Raw genomic sequence first — 19,223 nt, forward strand, 5'->3', positions numbered from 1 at the left:
GCTTAAGGACAATTTTAGTTTTTTTCAGCAGAAGTAAAAATCAAACCAAATAGACTGAAATGAAAAAACCGCCTCAAATTATGTTTTGAGACGGCTTCTCTTTTTAAAAACGGTAATTCGGAATTTAGGAGTTGTAAATTTTGTTGAATAAATCCTGATATTTTTCCATCACATTTTTACGTTTTAATTTGAGTGTGGGGGTCAGTTCTCCGCCCTCAATAGACCAAATTTCAGGAGTGAGTTCGAAACGTTTAATTTGTTCCCAATGACCAAATTTAGGATTGATACTGTCAATTTCCTGCTGGATTCGGGCAATTACTTTTTTGTTTTGAACGATGCCTTCGTGGGATGGATCTAAATCAACTTTATTTTTTTTTGCCCATTCGATAATAAAATCAAAATTTGGCTGAATAAACGCTCCGGGCATTTTTTGTCCTTCTCCAATAACCATAATTTGTTCTATGAAACGGGATTGTTTCATCGTGTTTTCAATCAGCTGAGGCGCGATGTATTTTCCGCCGGAAGTTTTAAACATTTCTTTTTTACGGTCGGTGATTTTCAGGAAACCGTCCTGATCTAAATTTCCAATATCACCAGTGTGAAAATAGCCGTCGGTGATGACTTCCTTAGTCAAAGCTTCATTTTTGTAATACCCGATCATCACATTAGACCCTTTACAAAGGATTTCGCCGTCTTCGGCAATTTTAACTTCCACATTGTCGATTACTTTTCCAACAGTTCCAATGCGGAAACCAAAATTTCTCATGTCATTTACAGCGATTACAGGAGAAGTTTCGGTAAGACCATAGCCTTCCATGACCGGAATTCCGGCTGCGGCAAAAATGCGGGAGAGACGGGGTTGCAAAGCGGCGCTTCCGGAAACCATAACTTCCAATTTTCCGCCAAGACCTTCCTGCCATTTGCTAAAAATGAGTTTTCGGGCAATTTTGAGTTGGAATTCATACCAAAATCCGTTAGCACCATAAGGTTCATATCTTGTGCCTAAATCAATCGCCCAAAAGAATAATTTTCGTTTGATTCCGGTTAATTCGGCTCCTTTGGCGTAGATTTTATCATATACTTTTTCAATTAGCCTTGGGACAGCCGTAATTACGGTAGGTTGAACTTCTTTGATGTTTTCGCCAATTTTTTCTATGGATTCTCCAAAATAGATGGAAACACCATAAAATTGGTACAAATACAAAACCATTCGTTCAAAAATATGACAAATAGGTAAAAAGCTCAAAGCCCTGCTTTTTCCTGCTTCAAAAGGAATTCTGGAAGCGCAGTTTAAAACATTAGATACGATATTTTGGTGCGAAAGCATCACGCCTTTAGGATTTCCTGTGGTTCCGGAAGTATAAATAATGGTGGCTAAATCTTCTGTTTGGATACTATTTTTTCGGTTTTCTACTTCTTCCTGATTGCTGCTGTCTTCACCCATTTGCAACAATTCTTTCCAGTTATTACAGCTCTCTATTTCATTAAAACTATAAATTGTTTTAAGATGAGGTAATTTGCTTTTGATGGCATTTATTTTTTTGAAAAGCTCTTCATCAGAAACAAAACAGTGGCTGGCTTCGCAGTGATTCAAAATGTATTCATAATCCTGTTCGGAAATCGTTGGGTAAATAGGAACGGTTTGAGCTCCGGTTTGCAAAACGCCAATATCAACAATGTGCCATTCGGGTCTGTTGTTAGAAGAGATGATAGCAATTTTATCGTCTTTTTTAATTCCCAAACGTAAAAGCGCTCTGGAAATAGTGTTGGCTTTTGCAATATATTCCTGCGTGCTGATTTTTACCCAAGCGCCATTTTGCTTAGAAGCTAAGGCGTCTGGAATGTTATTAAACTCATCTTGTTGATGATAGGGAAAATCAAAAATTCGGGTGATTGAGGTCATGAGAATGGTTTTGGATTGCTATGCAAAATAGGAAAAAAAAATGAGATTCTTTTTTTGAAAATTAAAAAAACGGGAGGATTTTATTTGTAATTAAAAGTGCCGCTAAGCAAGTGAATGAAATGATTTTTTAGATGAAGAATAATTATTTTTCCGTTCTAATTAAAAGTGATTTTACTTTTTGCCAACATTTTAATAATCATAAAAATGGATTTATTTGAATTATTTTTTTTAACTTAAAATCCGTTTTGCGATGATGTGGTTTTTTGATATAAAAGAATAATTTTTTTCTATTGTAAATTTTATTTCAATAGTTTTTTAATTGGTAATTTAGCTCAGCAACTTAAAAATAACATAAAATAAATTATTATGGAAAACTTAAAGGATTCAAATGGTATGGGCAAATGCCCGTTTTCAAGTGGTATCATCAAAGAAACTGCGGGCTCCGGAACGACTAATAATGATTGGTGGCCTAATCAGTTAAAATTAAATATTTTGCGTCAGCATGCTAATTTTTCAAATCCGATGGGAGAGGATTTTAATTATGCTGAAGCCTTTAAATCCTTGGATTTAGCAGCGGTAAAAAAAGATATTTTTGATGTGATGACTTCGTCTCAGGATTGGTGGCCGGCAGATTACGGACATTACGGACCGTTTTTTATCAGAATGGCGTGGCACAGTGCGGGAACCTATCGTATTGCTGACGGAAGAGGAGGAGGAGGTTCTGGTTCACAACGTTTTGCTCCTTTAAACAGTTGGCCGGATAATGTGAATTTAGACAAAGCCAGATTGCTTTTATGGCCTGTAAAACAAAAATATGGTAAAAATATTTCATGGGCCGATTTGATGATTTTGGCAGGAAACTGTGCTTTAGAATCGATGGGATTTAAAACTTTTGGTTTTGCCGGAGGGCGTGAAGATATATGGGAAACGGAACAGGATATTTATTGGGGAGCCGAAGGGAAATGGTTAGAGGACAAGCGTTATACCGGAGATCGTGAATTAGAAAATCCTTTGGCAGCGGTTCAAATGGGATTGATTTATGTGAATCCGGAAGGACCAAACGGAAATCCTGATCCTTTGGCAGCGGCCATAGATATCAGAGAAACTTTCGGTCGAATGGCAATGAATGACGAAGAAACCGTGGCTTTAATTGCCGGTGGACATACTTTTGGTAAAACTCACGGAGCTGCTGATCCTGGTCAGTATGTAGGGGTAGAGCCTGCTGCAGCTGGAATTGAAGAGCAAGGTCTTGGATGGAAAAATTCATTTGGAAGCGGAAATGGAGAGAATACAATTAGTAGCGGATTGGAAGGAGCCTGGACAACCACTCCAACCAAATGGAGTAATAACTTTTTCTGGAATTTGTTTGGTTACGAATGGGAATTATCCAAAAGTCCTGCAGGGGCACATCAGTGGAAACCGAAGCATGGCATGGGAGCCGATTCGGTGCCGGATGCGCACAATCCGTCTAAGCGTCATGCACCAACGATGCTTACAACCGATCTAGCCTTGCGTTTTGATCCTGTTTACGAGAAAATTTCAAGAAGATTTCATGAAAATCCGGATGAGTTTGCTGATGCTTTTGCCCGCGCCTGGTATAAATTAACGCATCGTGATATGGGACCTATTGCCCGTTATTTAGGTCCGGAAGTGCCAAAAGAAGAATTGATCTGGCAGGATCCGATTCCGGCAGTGGATTATAAATTGATTGATGCAAATGATATTGTTGCTCTTAAAGCTAAGATTTTGGATTCCGGACTGTCAGTATCCGAATTGGTCAGTACCGCCTGGGCTTCGGCTTCCACTTTTAGAGGTTCTGATAAAAGAGGAGGAGCTAACGGAGCGCGTGTTCGTTTAGCACCTCAAAAAGACTGGGCTGTAAATAATCCGGCGCAATTGACTAAAGTAATTGCTGTTTTAGAAAAACTTCAGGCGGAGTTTAATCAGGTGCAAACAGACGGAAAAAAAGTGTCTTTGGCTGATTTAATTGTTTTGGCTGGTGGTGCAGCTATCGAAAAAGCAGCTAAAAATGCCGGACAAAATATCGAAGTTCCTTTTACAGCTGGAAGAAATGATGCTTTGCAAGAGCAAACCGATGTGGATTCCTTTGCTGTTTTAGAACCCATTGCTGATGCTTTTAGAAATTATATGAAAACAAAATATACAGTTTCGGCTGAAGAATTATTAGTAGATAAAGCACAATTAATGACACTTTCGGTTCCTGAATTAACGGTTTTAATGGGAGGAATGCGTGTGTTGGATACCAATTTTGATCATTCTAAACACGGCGTATTTACCGAAACTCCGGAAGTGTTGACCAATGATTTCTTTGTGAATTTATTGGATTTCAATACGACTTGGAAGACGGTTTCCAATGCGCAGGATGTCTTTGAAGGGCGAGACCGTAAATCAGGTGCGGTAAAATGGACTGCAAGCCGTGTGGATCTTATTTTTGGATCTAATTCTGAATTGAGAGCCATCGCTGAGGTTTATGGCTGTGCGGATGCTAAAGAAAAATTTGTGAAAGATTTCGTGGCGGCCTGGACAAAAGTGATGAATTTAGACCGTTTTGATTTAGCTTAGTTATTATTTTAAAAGAAAATCCCGTTCCGATAGCTATCGGAACGGGATTTTTTTATTGGATTAAAATTTAGAAATTCGATTAAACGATTTTGTAAATTTTAGTGATGTCTTTTAATATTTCGTCAAAATCAATGTTTAGGTCAATTAATTTTCCGCTATGAATATCAAAAACCCAGCCGTACACTTTTAAGTTTCTTTCGCTGTTGGCTTTTTGAACTTCGGCAGTTTTAATTACATTGATACATTGTTCCTGAACGTTCAATTCAACCAATCTTTTGTATTTTTCATTTTCATCAGCAATCGCATCCAATTCTTCTCTGTGAATTCGGTAAACGTCTCTGATATTTCTCAACCAAGGATTCAAAATTCCCAAATCAGATTGTTGCATAGCTGCCAAAACTCCTCCGCAACCGTAGTGTCCGCAAACCACAATATGATTTACTTTCAAACTCCCAACAGCATAATTAATAACAGACATCGAATTCAAATCGGTATTAGGAACCATATTGGCAATGTTTCTGTGAACAAAAACTTCGCCTGGTTGTAATCCCATTACTTCTTCGGCAGTTACACGACTGTCAGAACATCCAATGTAAAGGATTTCAGGAGCTTGTCCTGCACCTAATTTGTCGAAATAAGTTTCATCAGCCTGTAATTGTTTAGCGATCCACTTTTTGTTGTTTTCAAAAATTTGTTTGATATCCATTTTCTTAATTTTTATTTCAAAGATAGTATCTAAATCTAATCTAAAAAAATTGCTTTTGTAATCTCACAAAAAAGATTACTTATTTGATATTGTTAACTAACCTTCCATTTTTGCCGAAAGTTCAAACCAGCGTTCTTCTTTTTCTTCTATTTTACCAATAATAATTTCTAATTCTTTTGCTTTAGCTTCAATATCCGTATCGGCAACTTTGCCATCTGAAAAAAGTTGTTCGATTTTGGTTTTGTCTATCTCTAAATCTTTGATTTCGCGTTCGATTTTTTGATATTCTTTTTGCTCGTTGAAAGTTAAATTTCCGGTTGGATTTTTTTGTTTCCAGTCTTTCTTTTCTGTTTTGGTTTCTTCTTTCGAAACCGTAACATCGGCACTATCTTCGTAAGCCCTGAAATCGGAATAGTTTCCGGGGAAATTTTCAATCACTCCTTGTCCTCTGAAAACAAATAAATGATCGACAATTTTATCCATAAAATAACGGTCGTGTGACACTACCAACAAGCATCCCGGATAATCCAAAAGGAAATTTTCCAGTACGTTCAGGGTTACAATATCCAAATCATTCGTAGGCTCATCCAGAATCAGGAAGTTCGGATTTTGAATCAAAACCGTACATAAATACAAGCGTTTCAATTCACCACCACTTAATTTTTCGACATAATCGTATTGCTTTTTGGCATCAAAAAGAAAGCGTTCCAACAATTGCGAAGCCGAAATAATCTTGCCTTTGGTCAACGGAATGTATTCGCCATATTCTTTAATAACATCAATAACACGCTGACCCGGTTTTGGATTGATTCCGCTTTGGGTATAGTAACCCACTTTTATGGTATCTCCCTTTACAACTCGTCCGGAATCCAAGGGTAAATTTCCAGTCAATAAATTTAAAAAAGTAGATTTTCCAGTTCCGTTTTTACCTATAATTCCAATGCGCTCGCCACGTTGAAAATCGTAATTGAAATTATCAAGAATAACATGGTCTTTGAATTTTTTCGAAATCTTATGAAGCTCAATAATTTTGCTTCCCATGCGTTCCATGTTGATTTCGAGTTCCACCACATTTTCTTTACGTCGACTTTGGGCTTTTTCTTTGATTAGATAAAAATCATCCTGACGCGATTTGGATTTGGTTGTTCGCGCTTTTGGCTGGCGACGCATCCATTCCAATTCTTTTACAAATAAGTTTTTTGCCTTGTCAATACTGGCATTTTCAGAGGTTATGCGTTCTTCTTTTTTGGCTAAATAATAAGAATAATTGCCTTTGTATTGGTATAATTTTCCGTTGTCTAATTCTAATATTTCATTACAAACGCGTTCTAAGAAAAAGCGATCGTGCGTCACCATGAAAAGAGTAATATTTTCTTTGGCAAAATAGGTTTCCAACCATTCAATCATTTCCAAATCGAGGTGGTTGGTAGGCTCGTCCAAAATCAATAAATCCGGACGATTAATTAAAATAATCGCTAAAGAAAGTCGCTTTTTTTGCCCTCCGGAAAGATTTTTGACTTTCAGTTTAAAATCTTCCAGTTTTAATTTGAAAAGGATTTGTTTGTATTGGGTTTCAAAATCCCAGGCATTGTGCTGGTCCATCGCATCAAAAGCCTTTTGGTAAGCTTCTTCATCCTCAGGATTTTCTAAAGCTTTTTCGTATTGCTCAATAACCTTTAAAGTTTCATTATCCGAAGCAAAAATACTTTCTTCAATCGTTAGTTCGTCTTGTAGATTATTATCCTGCGACAAAAACGCCATTCGTATGCCTTTTCTTAAAACTACTTGACCAGTATCGGGTTCTTCCAAACCATTGATAATGCTCATAATAGTGGTTTTTCCGGAACCGTTTTTGGCAATAAAGGCAATTTTTTGGTCTTTGTTGATTCCAAAAGAAATGTTATCAAAAAGGACTCTTTCTCCAAAAGATTTGGATATATTTTCGACAGATAAATAATTCACTTTCTACGTTATGCGTTAAAGATTAAGCGCTTTGGTATATTTCTAAACCAAAACTTTTGGCAAAAGTAAGTTATTCTGTTTCTATTTACGAATTATTTATAGAGATAGGAATTTAGAAAAGCTGATAAATCAATAAAGTGTATTTGCTGAGGAACATTTAAAATCGGTTTCCGGATTAGGGATTCATTCGTTAAATAATAATGAAGACCATCTGTAGTTGTGATTCCTTCTATTTGATGAAAAGGCATCTGAAGACTAATTCTTCGTTTATTTCCTGACAGAAAATCATGGTTTTTAAAATCATATAATAAATATAAAAATGGCTTTCCGAGCTTAGAATAGCCGCAAAGTGTGATTAGTTTTTTAGATTCTAAGTAAGTTGCTGCTGTAACTAAACCTTTTGTGTCAAGAGTTTGTTTTAATTGTGCAATATGATTTCCGGCTTGTTTGGGTATTGTGTAGATGCCGGTTTTATTTGATTTCCATTGTTTGCTGAACAAATAAATGCTGTCTTTGGAAACCACAAAAGCTTCGCAATCAAAATTGGTAGTATTAGGCTTTTGAATGCTAAAATCTTTTTGGTCGGAATAAGAAAAAACAATTGTATCAATGATTGGGGTGTTTGTCAGGAAAGACTTTTTTTCGATTCTTAATATGTGCAAATCAGTTCGATTGCCTTGATAATTGTTTCCAAAATCGCCTATATAAAGGTAACTGCTGTCTTGGGTGATTTCTTCCCAGTCGGTGTTGGTTGTCTTTTCTAGTTTGATTTTCTTTTTGATTTTTCCTAATGTATCCAATCCATAAATAGTGGTGTCGTGGTCGTCATTGTGTGTCCATAATAAATTATCGAAAGCAATTAGTCCCGAAGTTTCTTTTAAAGTATCGCTAAGTTTTTGAGTGGATTCGGCTTTGATTTTTACTTTTTTATATTGGCAACTGCCATCATTTAATGTGGCTTTTGGGTTGAAGTTTTTAGCCAGCGGATCGGTGCAGCCTGAAATTTGTGCCTGAATTAAAGAAGTTGTAATAAGGAAGGATATTAAAAACAGATTTCTCAAAGCGATTTTTTTTTTTTTAGAATATATTCAAAAGTAAATGATTTTGCGTGTTTCCTGTTTATTGGTAACCAAAAAGCTGTTTGAAATAAAAAAAACAATTTTTAGATTGGCAACCATAAGAATGTGTCTTTACTGCCGTTATTATGTTGGATTAAGTGAAATTATCGTAAAAAATAGCTCAGTTGCTAAGTTTGTATTTTTATCGAATTGGTAAAAAACAATAGGTTTCTGATTTGATTTTTGTTAAAATAGAGATTATTATTTTGAAAATGAGTTGCTTGTTATAATTAATACAGGAAAGATGCATTTTATCTAATTTATGTTTTAAGAATTTAGTAATTTCGCAAACAGAAATTAAAAAACCACCTTTTGGGTTAACAATATGGCAAGATTTGAATTAAAGCTTCCAAGAATGGGAGAAAGTATCGCAGAAGCAACCATCACCAATTGGTTGAAACAAGTAGGCGATAAAATTGAAGCCGATGAGGCTGTGCTGGAAGTTGCTACCGACAAAGTGGATAGTGAAGTGCCTAGCGAAGTTTCTGGTGTTTTGGTAGAACAATTGTTTTCAAAGAATGATTTGGTAGAAGTAGGACAAACAATTGCTATCATAGAAACGGAAGGAGAGGATGCCGGGAATGAAGAAAAGGAAGAAGAAGTAGCACCGGAAATAATAGCGGAAATTACTAAGGTAATGAATCCTGAAATTTTGGAGACCAAAGAGAATCAGCTTGTTCCATCTATTACCAATAGTGGTTCGGCGAAATTCTTTTCTCCTTTGGTTAAAAATATTGCTGCTGCGGAAGGAATTGATATGGCTGAATTAGAGCAAATTCCGGGGACAGGCAGCGAAGGCAGAGTGACTAAAAACGATATTTTGAGTTATGTCGAAAGTCGAAAGTCGAAAGTTGAAAGTGTTGAATTATTATCTCAACCAATAATTCAAAATCCAAATTCTGATATCCAACAATCAAAAACAGCTGTTTCGGTAAATGGCGGGGATGAAATTGTAGAAATGGACCGAATGCGCAAGCTGATTGCGGGTTATATGCTGTCTTCCCAGCAAACATCGGCACATGTTTATTCTTTTATAGAGGTTGATGTTACGAATGTTGTAAAATGGCGTGAGAAGCATAAAAATGAATTTGAGAAAAGAGAAGGTGAGAAACTGACTTTTACTCCAATTTTTATGGAAGCGGTAGCTAAAGCGTTGAAAGATTATCCGGGAATAAATATTTCTGTTGACGGGGATTATGTCATCAAAAGAAAAAATATAAATCTTGGAATGGCAGCGGCTTTGCCTAACGGGAATTTAATTGTGCCTGTAATTAAAAATGCAGATCAGTTGAATTTGGTAGGAATGGCTAAAGCGGTAAACGATTTAGGAAATCGTGCTAAACTTGGAAAATTAAAACCAGACGAAACAAAAGGCGGAACTTATACAGTAACCAATGTGGGTTCTTTCGGAAGTGTTTTTGGAACGCCGATTATCAATCAGCCGGAAGTGGGAATTTTAGCTTTGGGCGCTATTCGAAAAGTGCCTGCGGTAATAGAAACTCCGGAAGGTGATTTTATTGGTATTCGTCAAAAAATGTTTTTAACTCATGGTTATGACCATCGTATTGTTGACGGTGCTTTAGGAGGGATGTTCGTAAAAAGAGTAGCCGAATATTTAGAAGGATTTGATATTACAAGAACCATATAGTTTTTTGAAAATTTTATAAAAATACCCGATAGCTTTTGTAAGGCTGTCGGGTTTTCTTTTTTAAACTCTTGTTTAAATTAAATTCAAAACTTTATATTTGTCATTATATATTATAAAAATGGAATTAAAACTCAATAGACCTATTTGTTTTTTTGATCTTGAAACGACAGGGATTGATATTGGAAAAGACAGAATTGTAGAAATAGCAATATTTAAAGTTTTTCCTAACGGAAATAAAGAAAGTAAAACCTGGTTGGTGAATCCTACGATTCCAATTCCGCCTCAAAGTACCGCTGTACATGGAATTACCGATGAAAAAGTGGCTAATGAACCTACTTTTAAGGAATTGGCGCCACAGGTGTATCAGATGATAAAAGACAGTGATTTGGGAGGTTTTAATTCGGATCGTTTTGATATTCCGCTTTTAGCTGAGGAATTGCTTCGTGCCGGAGTAGATTTTGATATGAAAAACAGAGTTTCGGTTGATGTCCAGACGATTTTTCATAAAAAAGAAGAACGTACTTTGAGTGCTGCTTTAAAGTTTTATTGTGGGCAAAATTTAGAGAATGCGCATTCGGCAGAAGCGGATACGATGGCAACTTACGAAATTTTGAAAGCGCAATTAGAACGTTATCCGGATTTAGAAAATGATATGAAATCTTTATCTGAATTTACAACCCGTAAAAAAATAGCCGATTTTGCCGGAATGATCGCTTTTGATGAAAATAATGAAGAGGTTTTTACTTTTGGTAAACACAAAGGTGTAAAAGTAGATCTGGTTTTGGAAAAAGAACCCGGTTATTTTAGTTGGGTTCAAAATGCGGATTTTCCATTGTATACCAAAAAGGTTTTAACAGCCATAAAATTAAGAAAGTTAAATACGAAATAAGTAGAGAGTTGGAAGTTAGAAGAAGTCTGTTCTGGCTCTCAACTTCCAGCTCCCGACTCCTAACTCAAAAAAATGAAAATAATTTGTGTTGGTCGAAATTATGCTGACCATATAGAAGAATTGGAAAATGAACGCCCAAGTGAACCGGTAATTTTTATAAAGCCCGATTCTTCAGTGTTGTTGAAACAACATCCTTTTGTGATTCCTGAATTTTCGGAAGATGTACAGCATGAAGTGGAGCTTATTGTAAAGATTAATAAGGTAGGAAAGTATATCGATGCTAAATTTGCTCATAAATATTATGACGAAATTAGTGTAGGAATTGATTTTACTGCCCGTGATTTGCAAAATAAATTAAAAGAAAAAGGCTTACCTTGGGAAAAAGCAAAGGCTTTTGACGGTTCGGCGGTGATTGGTGATTTTTTGCCAAAAGCGCAGTTTAGTTCATTAGAAAATCTTACTTTTGAATTGAAGAATAACAATCAGACGGTTCAGGAAGGGAATGCGAATATGATGTTGTGGAAAATAGACGAGTTGATTGCTTATGTTTCGCAATATTTTACATTAAAAATAGGTGATATTATTTTTACCGGAACTCCAAAGGGAGTAGCAAAGGTACAGCCCAACGATGTTTTGGAAGGGTATTTAGAAGGACGAAAACTATTTAGAATACAAATAAAATAATGGCTTTAAATTACAACTTAGCAAAAGTATATGCAATCTCAGATAACGATCAGGAGTTTGTAAACGAAATTCTAACCTTGTTTGTAAATGATGTGCCGGAAGATTTGGCTCAAATAAAAGAAGGGATTAAGAAAAAAGATCATAAGCACGCCTATGCTTATGCGCACAAAATTAAGCCAACATTGGATTTGTTGGGGATGACGGTTGCTTTTGAAGAAATTCTTCAGGTGGAAGCCTGGACAAAAGCCGAGGGGAAACGCAAAGATATCGAACATACTTTTGATAGTATTAAAGCACAGGTGAAAGAAGCAATTAAAGAAATTAAGAAAGATTTCGATTTGTAATTTCTTTTCAAATACAAATGATATAAAAATCAACATTCAAGTTTTTTGAGTGTTGATTTTGTTTTATAAGCAATTCTAAATTATTGATATACAAAAAATGAAAGCAGCTATTGTTACCATTGGAGATGAAATTTTAATTGGGCAAATTATTGATACAAATTCCGGTTTTATTGCAAAATCACTCGATAAGATTGGGGTGGAAATTTGGGAAATGCTTTCTATTAGTGATGATAAACAGCATATTTTGGATACTTTTAAAGAATTACAAAATAAAGTTGATCTGGTGATTATCACCGGAGGTTTAGGACCAACCAAAGACGATGTTACGAAAAAAACATTTTGTGATTATTTCGAAGATGAATTGGTGGTTGATGAGGCGGTTTTAAAACACGTAACTCAGTTAATTGAAGGTTTTTTTAAACGTACCATTACTCAAATTAATAAAGACCAGGCTTTGGTGCCTTCGAGTTGTACGGTGCTTCATAATCAGGTGGGAACGGCTCCGGGAATGTGGATGCAGAAAGAAAATACGGTCTTTGTTTCGTTGCCGGGAGTTCCTTTTGAAATGAAATATTTGATAGAAAACGAAGTGATTCCTAAGGTTGTGAAAGAATTTAATCGTCCTTATATTATTCACAAGACAATCCTGACTTACGGACAAGGCGAAAGTATGGTTGCTGAACGTATTGAAGATTGGGAAAATAGTTTACCGGATTTTATCAAATTGGCTTATTTGCCTGCTCCGGGAAGAGTTCGTTTGCGTCTTACAGCCAGAGGAAAAGATAAAGAAGTACTGGAAAAGACTATTGATTCTTATGTCGCTTCTTTAAGTACGATCATTAATGATATTATTGTGGGTTTTGAAGAAGATGAAACTATTGAAGTTTTACTTGGAAAAAAACTCAAAGAACAGCAAAAAACAATTGCAACCGCCGAAAGTTGTACCGGAGGACAAATCGCAGCGAGTTTGTCTTCGGTAGCTGGAGCTTCGGCTTATTTTAAAGGGAGTGTGGTTTCGTATGCGACTGAAACTAAGATTAATGTATTAGGGGTTTCTGAAAAATTAATCAATGAACATTCGGTTGTAAGTGCTGAGGTGGCTAAAGCAATGGCTGAGAATGTAAAAAGGTTACTGAATACAGATTATGCGCTTGCTACAACCGGAAATGCCGGGCCAACAAAAGGGGATGAAAAAGCCGAATTGGGAAGTGTATTTATTGCTTTGGCTACGCCAAATGAAGTTGTTGTAGAGGAGTTTAACTTTGGTCAGCCCCGTGAAAAAGTCATAGACAGAGCCACTATTAAAAGCCTTGAAATGCTAAAGAAAGAAATTTTTAAAAATGTCTTATAATTTTTTTGTTAGAACCGTTTATTTTTCTTTTCTTTGCACCCTGATTTTGAATAACGATAAAAGTAAAGTATAATGTCAAGAGTTTGTGACCTTACAGGTAAAAGAGCGATGGTAGGAAATAACGTTTCTCACGCTATGAACAAAACTAAGAGAAAGTTTTCTGTAAACTTAGTTAAAAAGCGTTTTTATCTTCCAGAAGAAGATAGATGGATTACTCTTAGAGTAGCAGCATCTACGATAAAAACAATTAATAAAAATGGAATTGACGCTGTTTTGAAAAAAGCACAGTCAGAAGGATTTATTAAATAATTCTGTTTAATTCCTATAATAAATATATAGCAAGATGGCAAAGAAAGGTAATAGAATCCAAGTAATTTTAGAGTGTACAGAGCACAAAGCTTCAGGTGTTGCTGGTACATCAAGATACATAACAACTAAGAACAAAAAAAATACTCCGGACAGATTAGAGATTAAAAAATTTAATCCAGTTTTGAAGAGAGTAACTGTTCACAAAGAAATTAAATAATAATTAGCAATTTTGATTAAATCTCTAATCTGATTAGTATTAGAGATTTATTAAAATTCAAATAACATTTGAATCATGGCAAAGAAAACAGTAGCATCGTTACAAACATCTTCTAAGAGATTATCAAAAGCCATTAAAATGGTTAAATCTCCAAAAACTGGCGCATATACTTTCGTTGAAACTATTATCGCTCCTGAATTGGTTGATGAATTCTTGAAAAAGAAATAATTCATAAATGAATATATAGAAAAGCTACTTTCCTCAGGAAGTAGCTTTTTTATTTTCTATATTTACTCTTTGAAAGCGAAACGGGGCAATTATCCGATTGGCTTATTTTAAAACTGTACACACAATGAGTTTTTTTAAAAGAATATTTTCCTCAGAAAAAAAAGAGTCTTTAGATAAGGGGCTTGAGAAAACAAAAACAACTTTTTTTTCCAAATTAAGCAAAGCTATTGTTGGAAAATCTAAAGTAGATGATGATGTTTTGGATAATCTGGAAGAAATTCTGGTTACTTCGGATGTTGGGGTAGATACAACTCTAAAAATTATTACCCGAATCGAAAACCGTGTGTCAGAAGATAAATATTTAGGAACTTCTGAATTAAATCAGATTCTTCAGGAAGAAATTGCTTCTTTGTTATCCGAAACCAATAGTGGAGAAGCTACTGAATTTGTAATTCCAATTAATACCAAACCTTATGTTTTAATGGTGGTTGGTGTTAATGGTGTGGGGAAAACAACTACGATTGGAAAATTAGCTTATCAGTTTAAAAAACAAGGTTACAAAGTAGTTCTTGGTGCAGCTGATACTTTTAGAGCTGCTGCAATTGACCAGTTACAAATTTGGGCAGACAGAGTTGATGTACCTATTGTGAGACAAAATATGGGATCTGATCCGGCTTCTGTAGCTTTTGATACCTTACAATCAGCTGTGGCTCAGGATGCAGATATTGTTATTATTGATACTGCAGGGCGTTTGCACAATAAAATCAATTTGATGAACGAATTATCAAAAGTAAAACGGGTGATGCAAAAAGTGGTTGCCGATGCACCGCATGATGTTTTACTGGTTTTAGATGGTTCAACCGGTCAGAATGCTTTTGAACAAGCCAAACAATTTACCGCTGCCACCGAAGTAACGTCATTAGCGGTAACCAAATTAGACGGAACAGCTAAAGGTGGAGTTGTGATTGGTATTTCGGATCAGTTTCAAATTCCTGTAAAATATATTGGAGTAGGAGAAGGAATTGAAGATTTACAGGTCTTTAATAAATATGAATTTGTGGATAGTTTCTTTAAATAAAACATGAAAAATATAGCTCCAATTTATCTGTACATGATTAGTGTGGTTTGTTTTGTAGCGGCTAATCTTGTAAGAGACCAATACCTGAACTTGTATTATATTTTATTGATTGTTGGTATTCTTTCGTTTTTTATTGGTTTTAAAAATAGAAGCAAGAAAAGTTAATAATATTTAAGGCATTCATTTTTAGAAAAATAGTATATGAAAAAGCCTGCTATTAGTTATATTATAAACATGAAGATTCCAAAGATAATTCTTTGGTGCTATCTGATTTGGTATTTTTCTATTTTATCTATTTATTTTGAACCTTCATTAAGACTTTGGGCAAGTTCGCTCGGAATTTCCTTGATCATTGGTTTTGCACTTCTTTTATCGACAAACCAACAGGGTGTAAAACAGGATATTTGGATTAAAATTAGGCTTTTTCTATTTCCGTTTTGTGTTTCCAGTTATTCTGCTACGATTAAAGGTCACGATTTTATACTCCTTTTTCCAAATAACAGCAAACATCTTTTTATAGGGATAACCAATTGTTTGTTGTTTATTTTTTTTATTTGGATTACTAAGAGAGTTTATAAATTTTATGCCAAGAAGAAATATGAAGTTTATAACCAAATTTCTTGATTTTTATTTTCTTTCTGTTTCTTGAGGATTAATTATTTCTACTATTTACTGATACAAAGCATTTATTTTTTCCCATAAAACATTATCAAAATCTGATAAAGCCAAATTAACAATATCGGCTGCTTCCCCCATTCGGATAACTACCATTTTTTTGCTGGGAATTATATAAATTTTTTGGTCATTTTTGCCTAATGCCATAAACATGTCGTTTGGACCGTTTGGGATGATACTTCCAGAAAATTGTAATTGCGTTTGTGGCAAATGGTTTGGTAACTTAAAGTGTAACTCCTTTAAGGCTAAGGTTATATAAAATAGTTTAAGTTGGTCTGTGTTTTTTAGCTAAGTTAAGTTTAATACGCTTAACTTTGTTTGAGAAACAAAAGGTGTTTTTGTTTCGAATTTTTAGCCCTGATGGTAGCGGCATCCTTTTATGCCGGTGTTCGGCATGAAAGATATAGCGTCCCGATAGCTATCGGGAGCAGTACATGCTTCTAAAAAAAAATGATGATGAAAAATAGTTTAAAAATTCTTTTTGTATGCTTGTTTTTAGTGTCTTGTCAACAAAAAATAACTACGGAAGATATTCAAAAGTTAAATGGTTATTGGGAAATTGAGAAAGTGACTTTTGATGAAGGAGAGGATAAGGAATATAAAATGAATGAGAATTTTGATTATTTCAAAATTGCCAATAATGAGGGAATTCGTCGTAAAGTTCGTCCGCAGTTCAACGGAACTTTTCTGTTTAATGAGGATTATGAAAATGTAAAAGTACGTTTTGATAAAGATCATGTTTATTTAGATTATTCAACGCCTTATGCTAAATGGACGGAAGAGTTACTAAAGTTAACTGATGAGTCGATGCTGATTAAAAACGATCAAAATAAAGAATACGAGTATAAAAAAGCCGGACCAATTAATTTATCAGGAGAAGATGAAGCAGCCCAAAAGACTAAATAGTGAAAGTTCTATAGGAGATATTTTGAAGCAAATTATTCAGGGGAATAAATTGCAGTCGGGTATGGATGGGATTAATGTGAAAGAAGCCTGGCAAAATTTAATGGGAAACGGCGTTAACAGTTATACCCGAAATGTGGTTTTAAAAGGAAATACTTTGTATGTTGAGTTGACTTCGTCGGTTTTACGAGAAGAATTGAGTCACGGAAAATCGAAGATTATTAAAATGATTAATGAAGAATTACGTCGCGATGTAGTGAAAGATGTTGTTTTGAGATAGTGATTTATGATTTATGATTGTTGATTAACGATTTTAGATTTCATGTAGGGAAAAAAGAAAATCCAGTCTCGTTCTAAAAAACGAGACTGGATTTTCTTTTTTATAGATTTTTATCTGCTTTTTGGATTCTGAAATCTGCGTTCTAAATACTAGAACTGCTCTCTTCCTGCGAAGTGAAAATTACTTTCAATCATGGCATTTTCATCACTGTCGGAACCGTGAACAGCATTTTCTCCCATTGAGGTTGCGTATAATTTTCGGATAGTTCCTTCGGCTGCTTCGGCCGGATTAGTAGCGCCAATTAAAGTTCTGAAATCTGCCACTGCATTTTCTTTTTCTAAAATGGCAGCAACAATTGGTCCGCTGGACATAAATTTTACTAATTCACCGTAAAATGGTCTTTCGGCATGAACGGCATAAAACGCTTTTGCATCGGCTACTGTAAGTTGAGTTAATTTGAGAGATACTATTTTAAATCCTGCATTAGTAATCATAGCAAGGATGTTTCCGATGTGTCCGTTAGCAACAGCATCGGGTTTAATCATGGTAAAAGTTCTGTTGGTTGTCATTTTGTAATTTCTTTTTTATAAAAGTAGTTTTTTTAAAATGGATAGCACTTTGAATCTTTAATAAAAGCGTCATAAATCCCACTTCTTTTGTTAAATTTTACAATTCTATGATGTCGAATCGTTGTTCCAGTGGTTGGAGTTTTTCCGTTAATTTTGAAATAAGATGATCTCCGGCTTCCAGATAAAATTCTGAAAAATTAGCTTGGCGTTCCTGTAATCCCTGATTAGGAAATAATTCATTTTGTAAATCAGTTATTCGTGACAAGGTGTCTTTTAGTTTTATTTTTTCAGCTTTTAGCAAACGCTTTTCAAGTTTGTCCAATCCTTTTAATTGTTTTATTTCCTGAGCTTTTACAGCTCCGGCAAAGGACGGATCTGTTTTCGTGGTGATTTCGTTTAGGATACTGAATTGCTTTTGTAGTTGTGTTTTTAAAAGAGTCAAATCAATATCAAATTCCGATAGAACTTTAGTTTTTTCGTTGATTAAATCATTTTGTTTTGAGAATAAGTCATTCCAGCTTAGATTTAATCTGTCTGCTTTTTTAATTTGTTTTTCGGTAGCTAAAAGCACTGAATTACGAACTAAAAGTATTGGGAAACTTACTTTAACCGCGTCGAAAAAAGATTTTAATTCCAGCCAATAGGCAATTTCGCCGCCTCCGCCAATGTAGCAAAGATTTGGTAAAATAACTTCCTGATACAATGGACGCATAATTACGTTAGGACTGAATTTCTCAGGATTGCTTTCTAATAGATTTAAAATTTCCTGTTGGGAAAATTCAAGTTTTGTATTGTTTACCAAATATTTTCCATCCTGATAGATAATACGCTCACGCAAATTATCTTCAATATAAAACAAATTGATTTCACGAGGATTTACTTGGATGTTATATTCCGTAAGTTTTTCGGTAGTTGCAATTACATTTTTATGAGCCGTTTGCTGTAATAATTCTTCTTTTATATAAGGGATGAATTGATGTTTCAAACCGGTATCGTCGGCGTCAATAATCATCAAACCCTGATTCCCAAACAGCTGATTTGCCAAATAACGGGTTGCGTCGGCCAGATTATTATGATTTAAATATGCTTCTTTGAATAGTGTTTTGAGTTTTTCGGCATTGGTACTGGAGCCTAATTCCTGTTCGAATATTTCGAAAAAATCAGCGAGGCCTTCGGTTGATAATCTTCCAACTGGTCCTGAGCTGTCTTTATTCCAACGAAATTTTTTTCCTTTGAAATTAAAATAATTGATTTCTTCAAAATCATGATCTTCAGTGGCCATCCAATAAATCGGTACGAAATTATAAGCCGGATATTTTACTTTTAATTCATTTGTTAAATTAATAGTAGAAATAATTTTATATAAAAAATAGAGAGGCCCGGAAAACAGGTTTAATTGATGTCCGGTAGTTATGGTAAAAGTATTCTCGACTTTTAAAGATTCTATATTTTGTTGGGTTAAATGCGAAATTTCAAGTCCTGAATATTGTTTTTGTAACACAGCAACTAAGGTGTTTCTGTTGTCGTGCCTGAAATTATTTTGCTTTTCAATGATTTGCTTTTCGAAATTTTCAAGGCTTGGAAAGCGATTGTATAAGGATTGTAATTTTGAATTTTGGTTTAAATAATCATTCATCAAAGGAGAGAAATATCCTGAGTTTTGATAGCTGATACAGTCGTTGGGCATGTTTTTATTTTGTTTTGAGTAAAATTACCAAAAAATATTGGAACTAAATATTTGTAGCTTTCAAAAATAAGGAGGATTTTTGCAGGATT

General features: G+C 34.8%; 20 protein-coding genes and 1 pseudogene. 14 read left to right on the forward strand and 7 right to left on the reverse strand.

The genetic code is table 11. The features are described from left to right. Positions 1-124: 124 nt before the first annotated feature. Positions 125-1,903 (reverse strand): AMP-dependent synthetase/ligase, encoded by a 1,779-nt coding sequence (locus tag B6A10_RS14590; protein WP_188221447.1) that lies wholly within the window; start codon positions 1,901-1,903, stop codon positions 125-127. A 366-nt stretch (positions 1,904-2,269) separates the two neighbouring features. Here B6A10_RS14590 and katG point away from each other — a divergent pair, with 366 nt between their 5' ends. Further along, positions 2,270-4,486 carry a catalase/peroxidase HPI gene (gene katG, locus B6A10_RS14595; RefSeq protein WP_188221448.1) on the forward strand — a complete coding sequence of 739 codons (2,217 nt, stop codon included), beginning with the start codon at positions 2,270-2,272 and terminating at the stop codon, positions 4,484-4,486. 79 nt (positions 4,487-4,565) lie between these two features. Here the strand turns inward: katG and B6A10_RS14600 are convergent, their stop codons facing one another. The 3 genes from B6A10_RS14600 to B6A10_RS14610 form a co-directional block, all read right to left on the reverse strand. Beyond that, positions 4,566-5,192: a carbonic anhydrase gene (locus B6A10_RS14600; RefSeq protein ID WP_026714097.1), complete on the reverse strand. Its 627-nt coding sequence runs from the start codon at positions 5,190-5,192 to the stop codon at positions 4,566-4,568. A 96-nt stretch (positions 5,193-5,288) separates the two neighbouring features. After that, a complete protein-coding gene (locus B6A10_RS14605; RefSeq protein ID WP_188221449.1) occupies positions 5,289-7,154 on the reverse strand; it encodes an ABC-F family ATP-binding cassette domain-containing protein in 1,866 nt (621 codons plus the stop codon). A gap of 92 nt (positions 7,155-7,246) precedes the next feature. Next, positions 7,247-8,215 (reverse strand): T9SS C-terminal target domain-containing protein, encoded by a 969-nt coding sequence (locus B6A10_RS14610; RefSeq protein ID WP_188221450.1) that lies wholly within the window; start codon positions 8,213-8,215, stop codon positions 7,247-7,249. A 382-nt stretch (positions 8,216-8,597) separates the two neighbouring features. On the opposite strand from B6A10_RS14610, the gene B6A10_RS14615 reads away from it, so the two are divergent. The 11 genes from B6A10_RS14615 (at position 8,598) to B6A10_RS14665 (ending at position 15,644) form a co-directional block, all read left to right on the forward strand. Continuing rightward, positions 8,598-9,920, forward strand: a complete 1,323-nt coding sequence (locus B6A10_RS14615) for a dihydrolipoamide acetyltransferase family protein (protein ID WP_188221451.1) — start codon at positions 8,598-8,600, stop codon at positions 9,918-9,920. 118 nt (positions 9,921-10,038) lie between these two features. Continuing rightward, complete coding sequence (locus B6A10_RS14620; RefSeq protein WP_188221452.1) at positions 10,039-10,809, forward strand: 3'-5' exonuclease; 771 nt, start codon at positions 10,039-10,041, stop codon at positions 10,807-10,809. A 72-nt stretch (positions 10,810-10,881) separates the two neighbouring features. Next, positions 10,882-11,493 (forward strand): fumarylacetoacetate hydrolase family protein, encoded by a 612-nt coding sequence (locus tag B6A10_RS14625; protein WP_188221453.1) that lies wholly within the window; start codon positions 10,882-10,884, stop codon positions 11,491-11,493. Next, positions 11,493-11,837, forward strand: coding sequence for an Hpt domain-containing protein (locus tag B6A10_RS14630; RefSeq protein WP_055090302.1), 345 nt, complete (start codon positions 11,493-11,495; stop codon positions 11,835-11,837). The genes B6A10_RS14625 and B6A10_RS14630 overlap by 1 nt, the downstream gene beginning before the upstream one ends. A gap of 97 nt (positions 11,838-11,934) precedes the next feature. Next, a complete protein-coding gene (locus B6A10_RS14635) occupies positions 11,935-13,188 on the forward strand; it encodes a competence/damage-inducible protein A (protein ID WP_188221454.1) in 1,254 nt (417 codons plus the stop codon). Positions 13,189-13,260: 72 nt separating this feature from the next. Next, a complete protein-coding gene (gene rpmB / locus B6A10_RS14640) occupies positions 13,261-13,497 on the forward strand; it encodes a 50S ribosomal protein L28 (protein ID WP_026714105.1) in 237 nt (78 codons plus the stop codon). Positions 13,498-13,531: 34 nt separating this feature from the next. After that, a complete protein-coding gene (gene rpmG, locus B6A10_RS14645) occupies positions 13,532-13,714 on the forward strand; it encodes a 50S ribosomal protein L33 (protein ID WP_011963553.1) in 183 nt (60 codons plus the stop codon). A 75-nt stretch (positions 13,715-13,789) separates the two neighbouring features. Further along, entirely contained in the window at positions 13,790-13,942 is a 153-nt protein-coding gene (locus B6A10_RS14650) for a DUF4295 domain-containing protein (protein WP_081810544.1), read from the forward strand. A 124-nt stretch (positions 13,943-14,066) separates the two neighbouring features. Continuing rightward, positions 14,067-15,020 (forward strand): signal recognition particle-docking protein FtsY, encoded by a 954-nt coding sequence (gene ftsY / locus B6A10_RS14655; RefSeq protein WP_026714108.1) that lies wholly within the window; start codon positions 14,067-14,069, stop codon positions 15,018-15,020. 3 nt (positions 15,021-15,023) lie between these two features. Further along, positions 15,024-15,185, forward strand: coding sequence for a hypothetical protein (locus B6A10_RS14660; protein ID WP_188221455.1), 162 nt, complete (start codon positions 15,024-15,026; stop codon positions 15,183-15,185). Positions 15,186-15,221: 36 nt separating this feature from the next. Then, complete coding sequence (locus B6A10_RS14665; RefSeq protein WP_188221456.1) at positions 15,222-15,644, forward strand: hypothetical protein; 423 nt, start codon at positions 15,222-15,224, stop codon at positions 15,642-15,644. A 45-nt stretch (positions 15,645-15,689) separates the two neighbouring features. Here B6A10_RS14665 and B6A10_RS14670 read toward each other — a convergent pair. Next, a pseudogene (locus B6A10_RS14670) lies at positions 15,690-15,914 on the reverse strand (serine hydrolase domain-containing protein); the annotation flags it as partial. A 237-nt stretch (positions 15,915-16,151) separates the two neighbouring features. Here B6A10_RS14670 and B6A10_RS14675 point away from each other — a divergent pair. Beyond that, positions 16,152-16,601: a hypothetical protein gene (locus tag B6A10_RS14675; RefSeq protein WP_188221457.1), complete on the forward strand. Its 450-nt coding sequence runs from the start codon at positions 16,152-16,154 to the stop codon at positions 16,599-16,601. Continuing rightward, the gene (locus B6A10_RS14680; protein WP_188221458.1) at positions 16,576-16,878 is read left to right on the forward strand and encodes a DUF721 domain-containing protein; all 303 of its coding nucleotides are present in this window, start codon (positions 16,576-16,578) and stop codon (positions 16,876-16,878) included. Before B6A10_RS14675 ends, B6A10_RS14680 begins: the two co-directional genes overlap by 26 nt. A gap of 149 nt (positions 16,879-17,027) precedes the next feature. On the opposite strand, the gene B6A10_RS14685 is transcribed toward B6A10_RS14680, so the two are convergent. Both B6A10_RS14685 and bshC read right to left on the reverse strand, forming a co-directional pair. Then, entirely contained in the window at positions 17,028-17,447 is a 420-nt protein-coding gene (locus B6A10_RS14685; protein ID WP_055090311.1) for a nucleoside-diphosphate kinase, read from the reverse strand. A gap of 97 nt (positions 17,448-17,544) precedes the next feature. Further along, positions 17,545-19,134, reverse strand: a complete 1,590-nt coding sequence (bshC, locus tag B6A10_RS14690; RefSeq protein ID WP_188221459.1) for a bacillithiol biosynthesis cysteine-adding enzyme BshC — start codon at positions 19,132-19,134, stop codon at positions 17,545-17,547. Between the last annotated feature and the right edge of the window lie 89 nt (positions 19,135-19,223).

The organism is Flavobacterium pokkalii, from assembly GCF_014596575.1.
GTDB lineage: Bacteria > Bacteroidota > Bacteroidia > Flavobacteriales > Flavobacteriaceae > Flavobacterium > Flavobacterium pokkalii.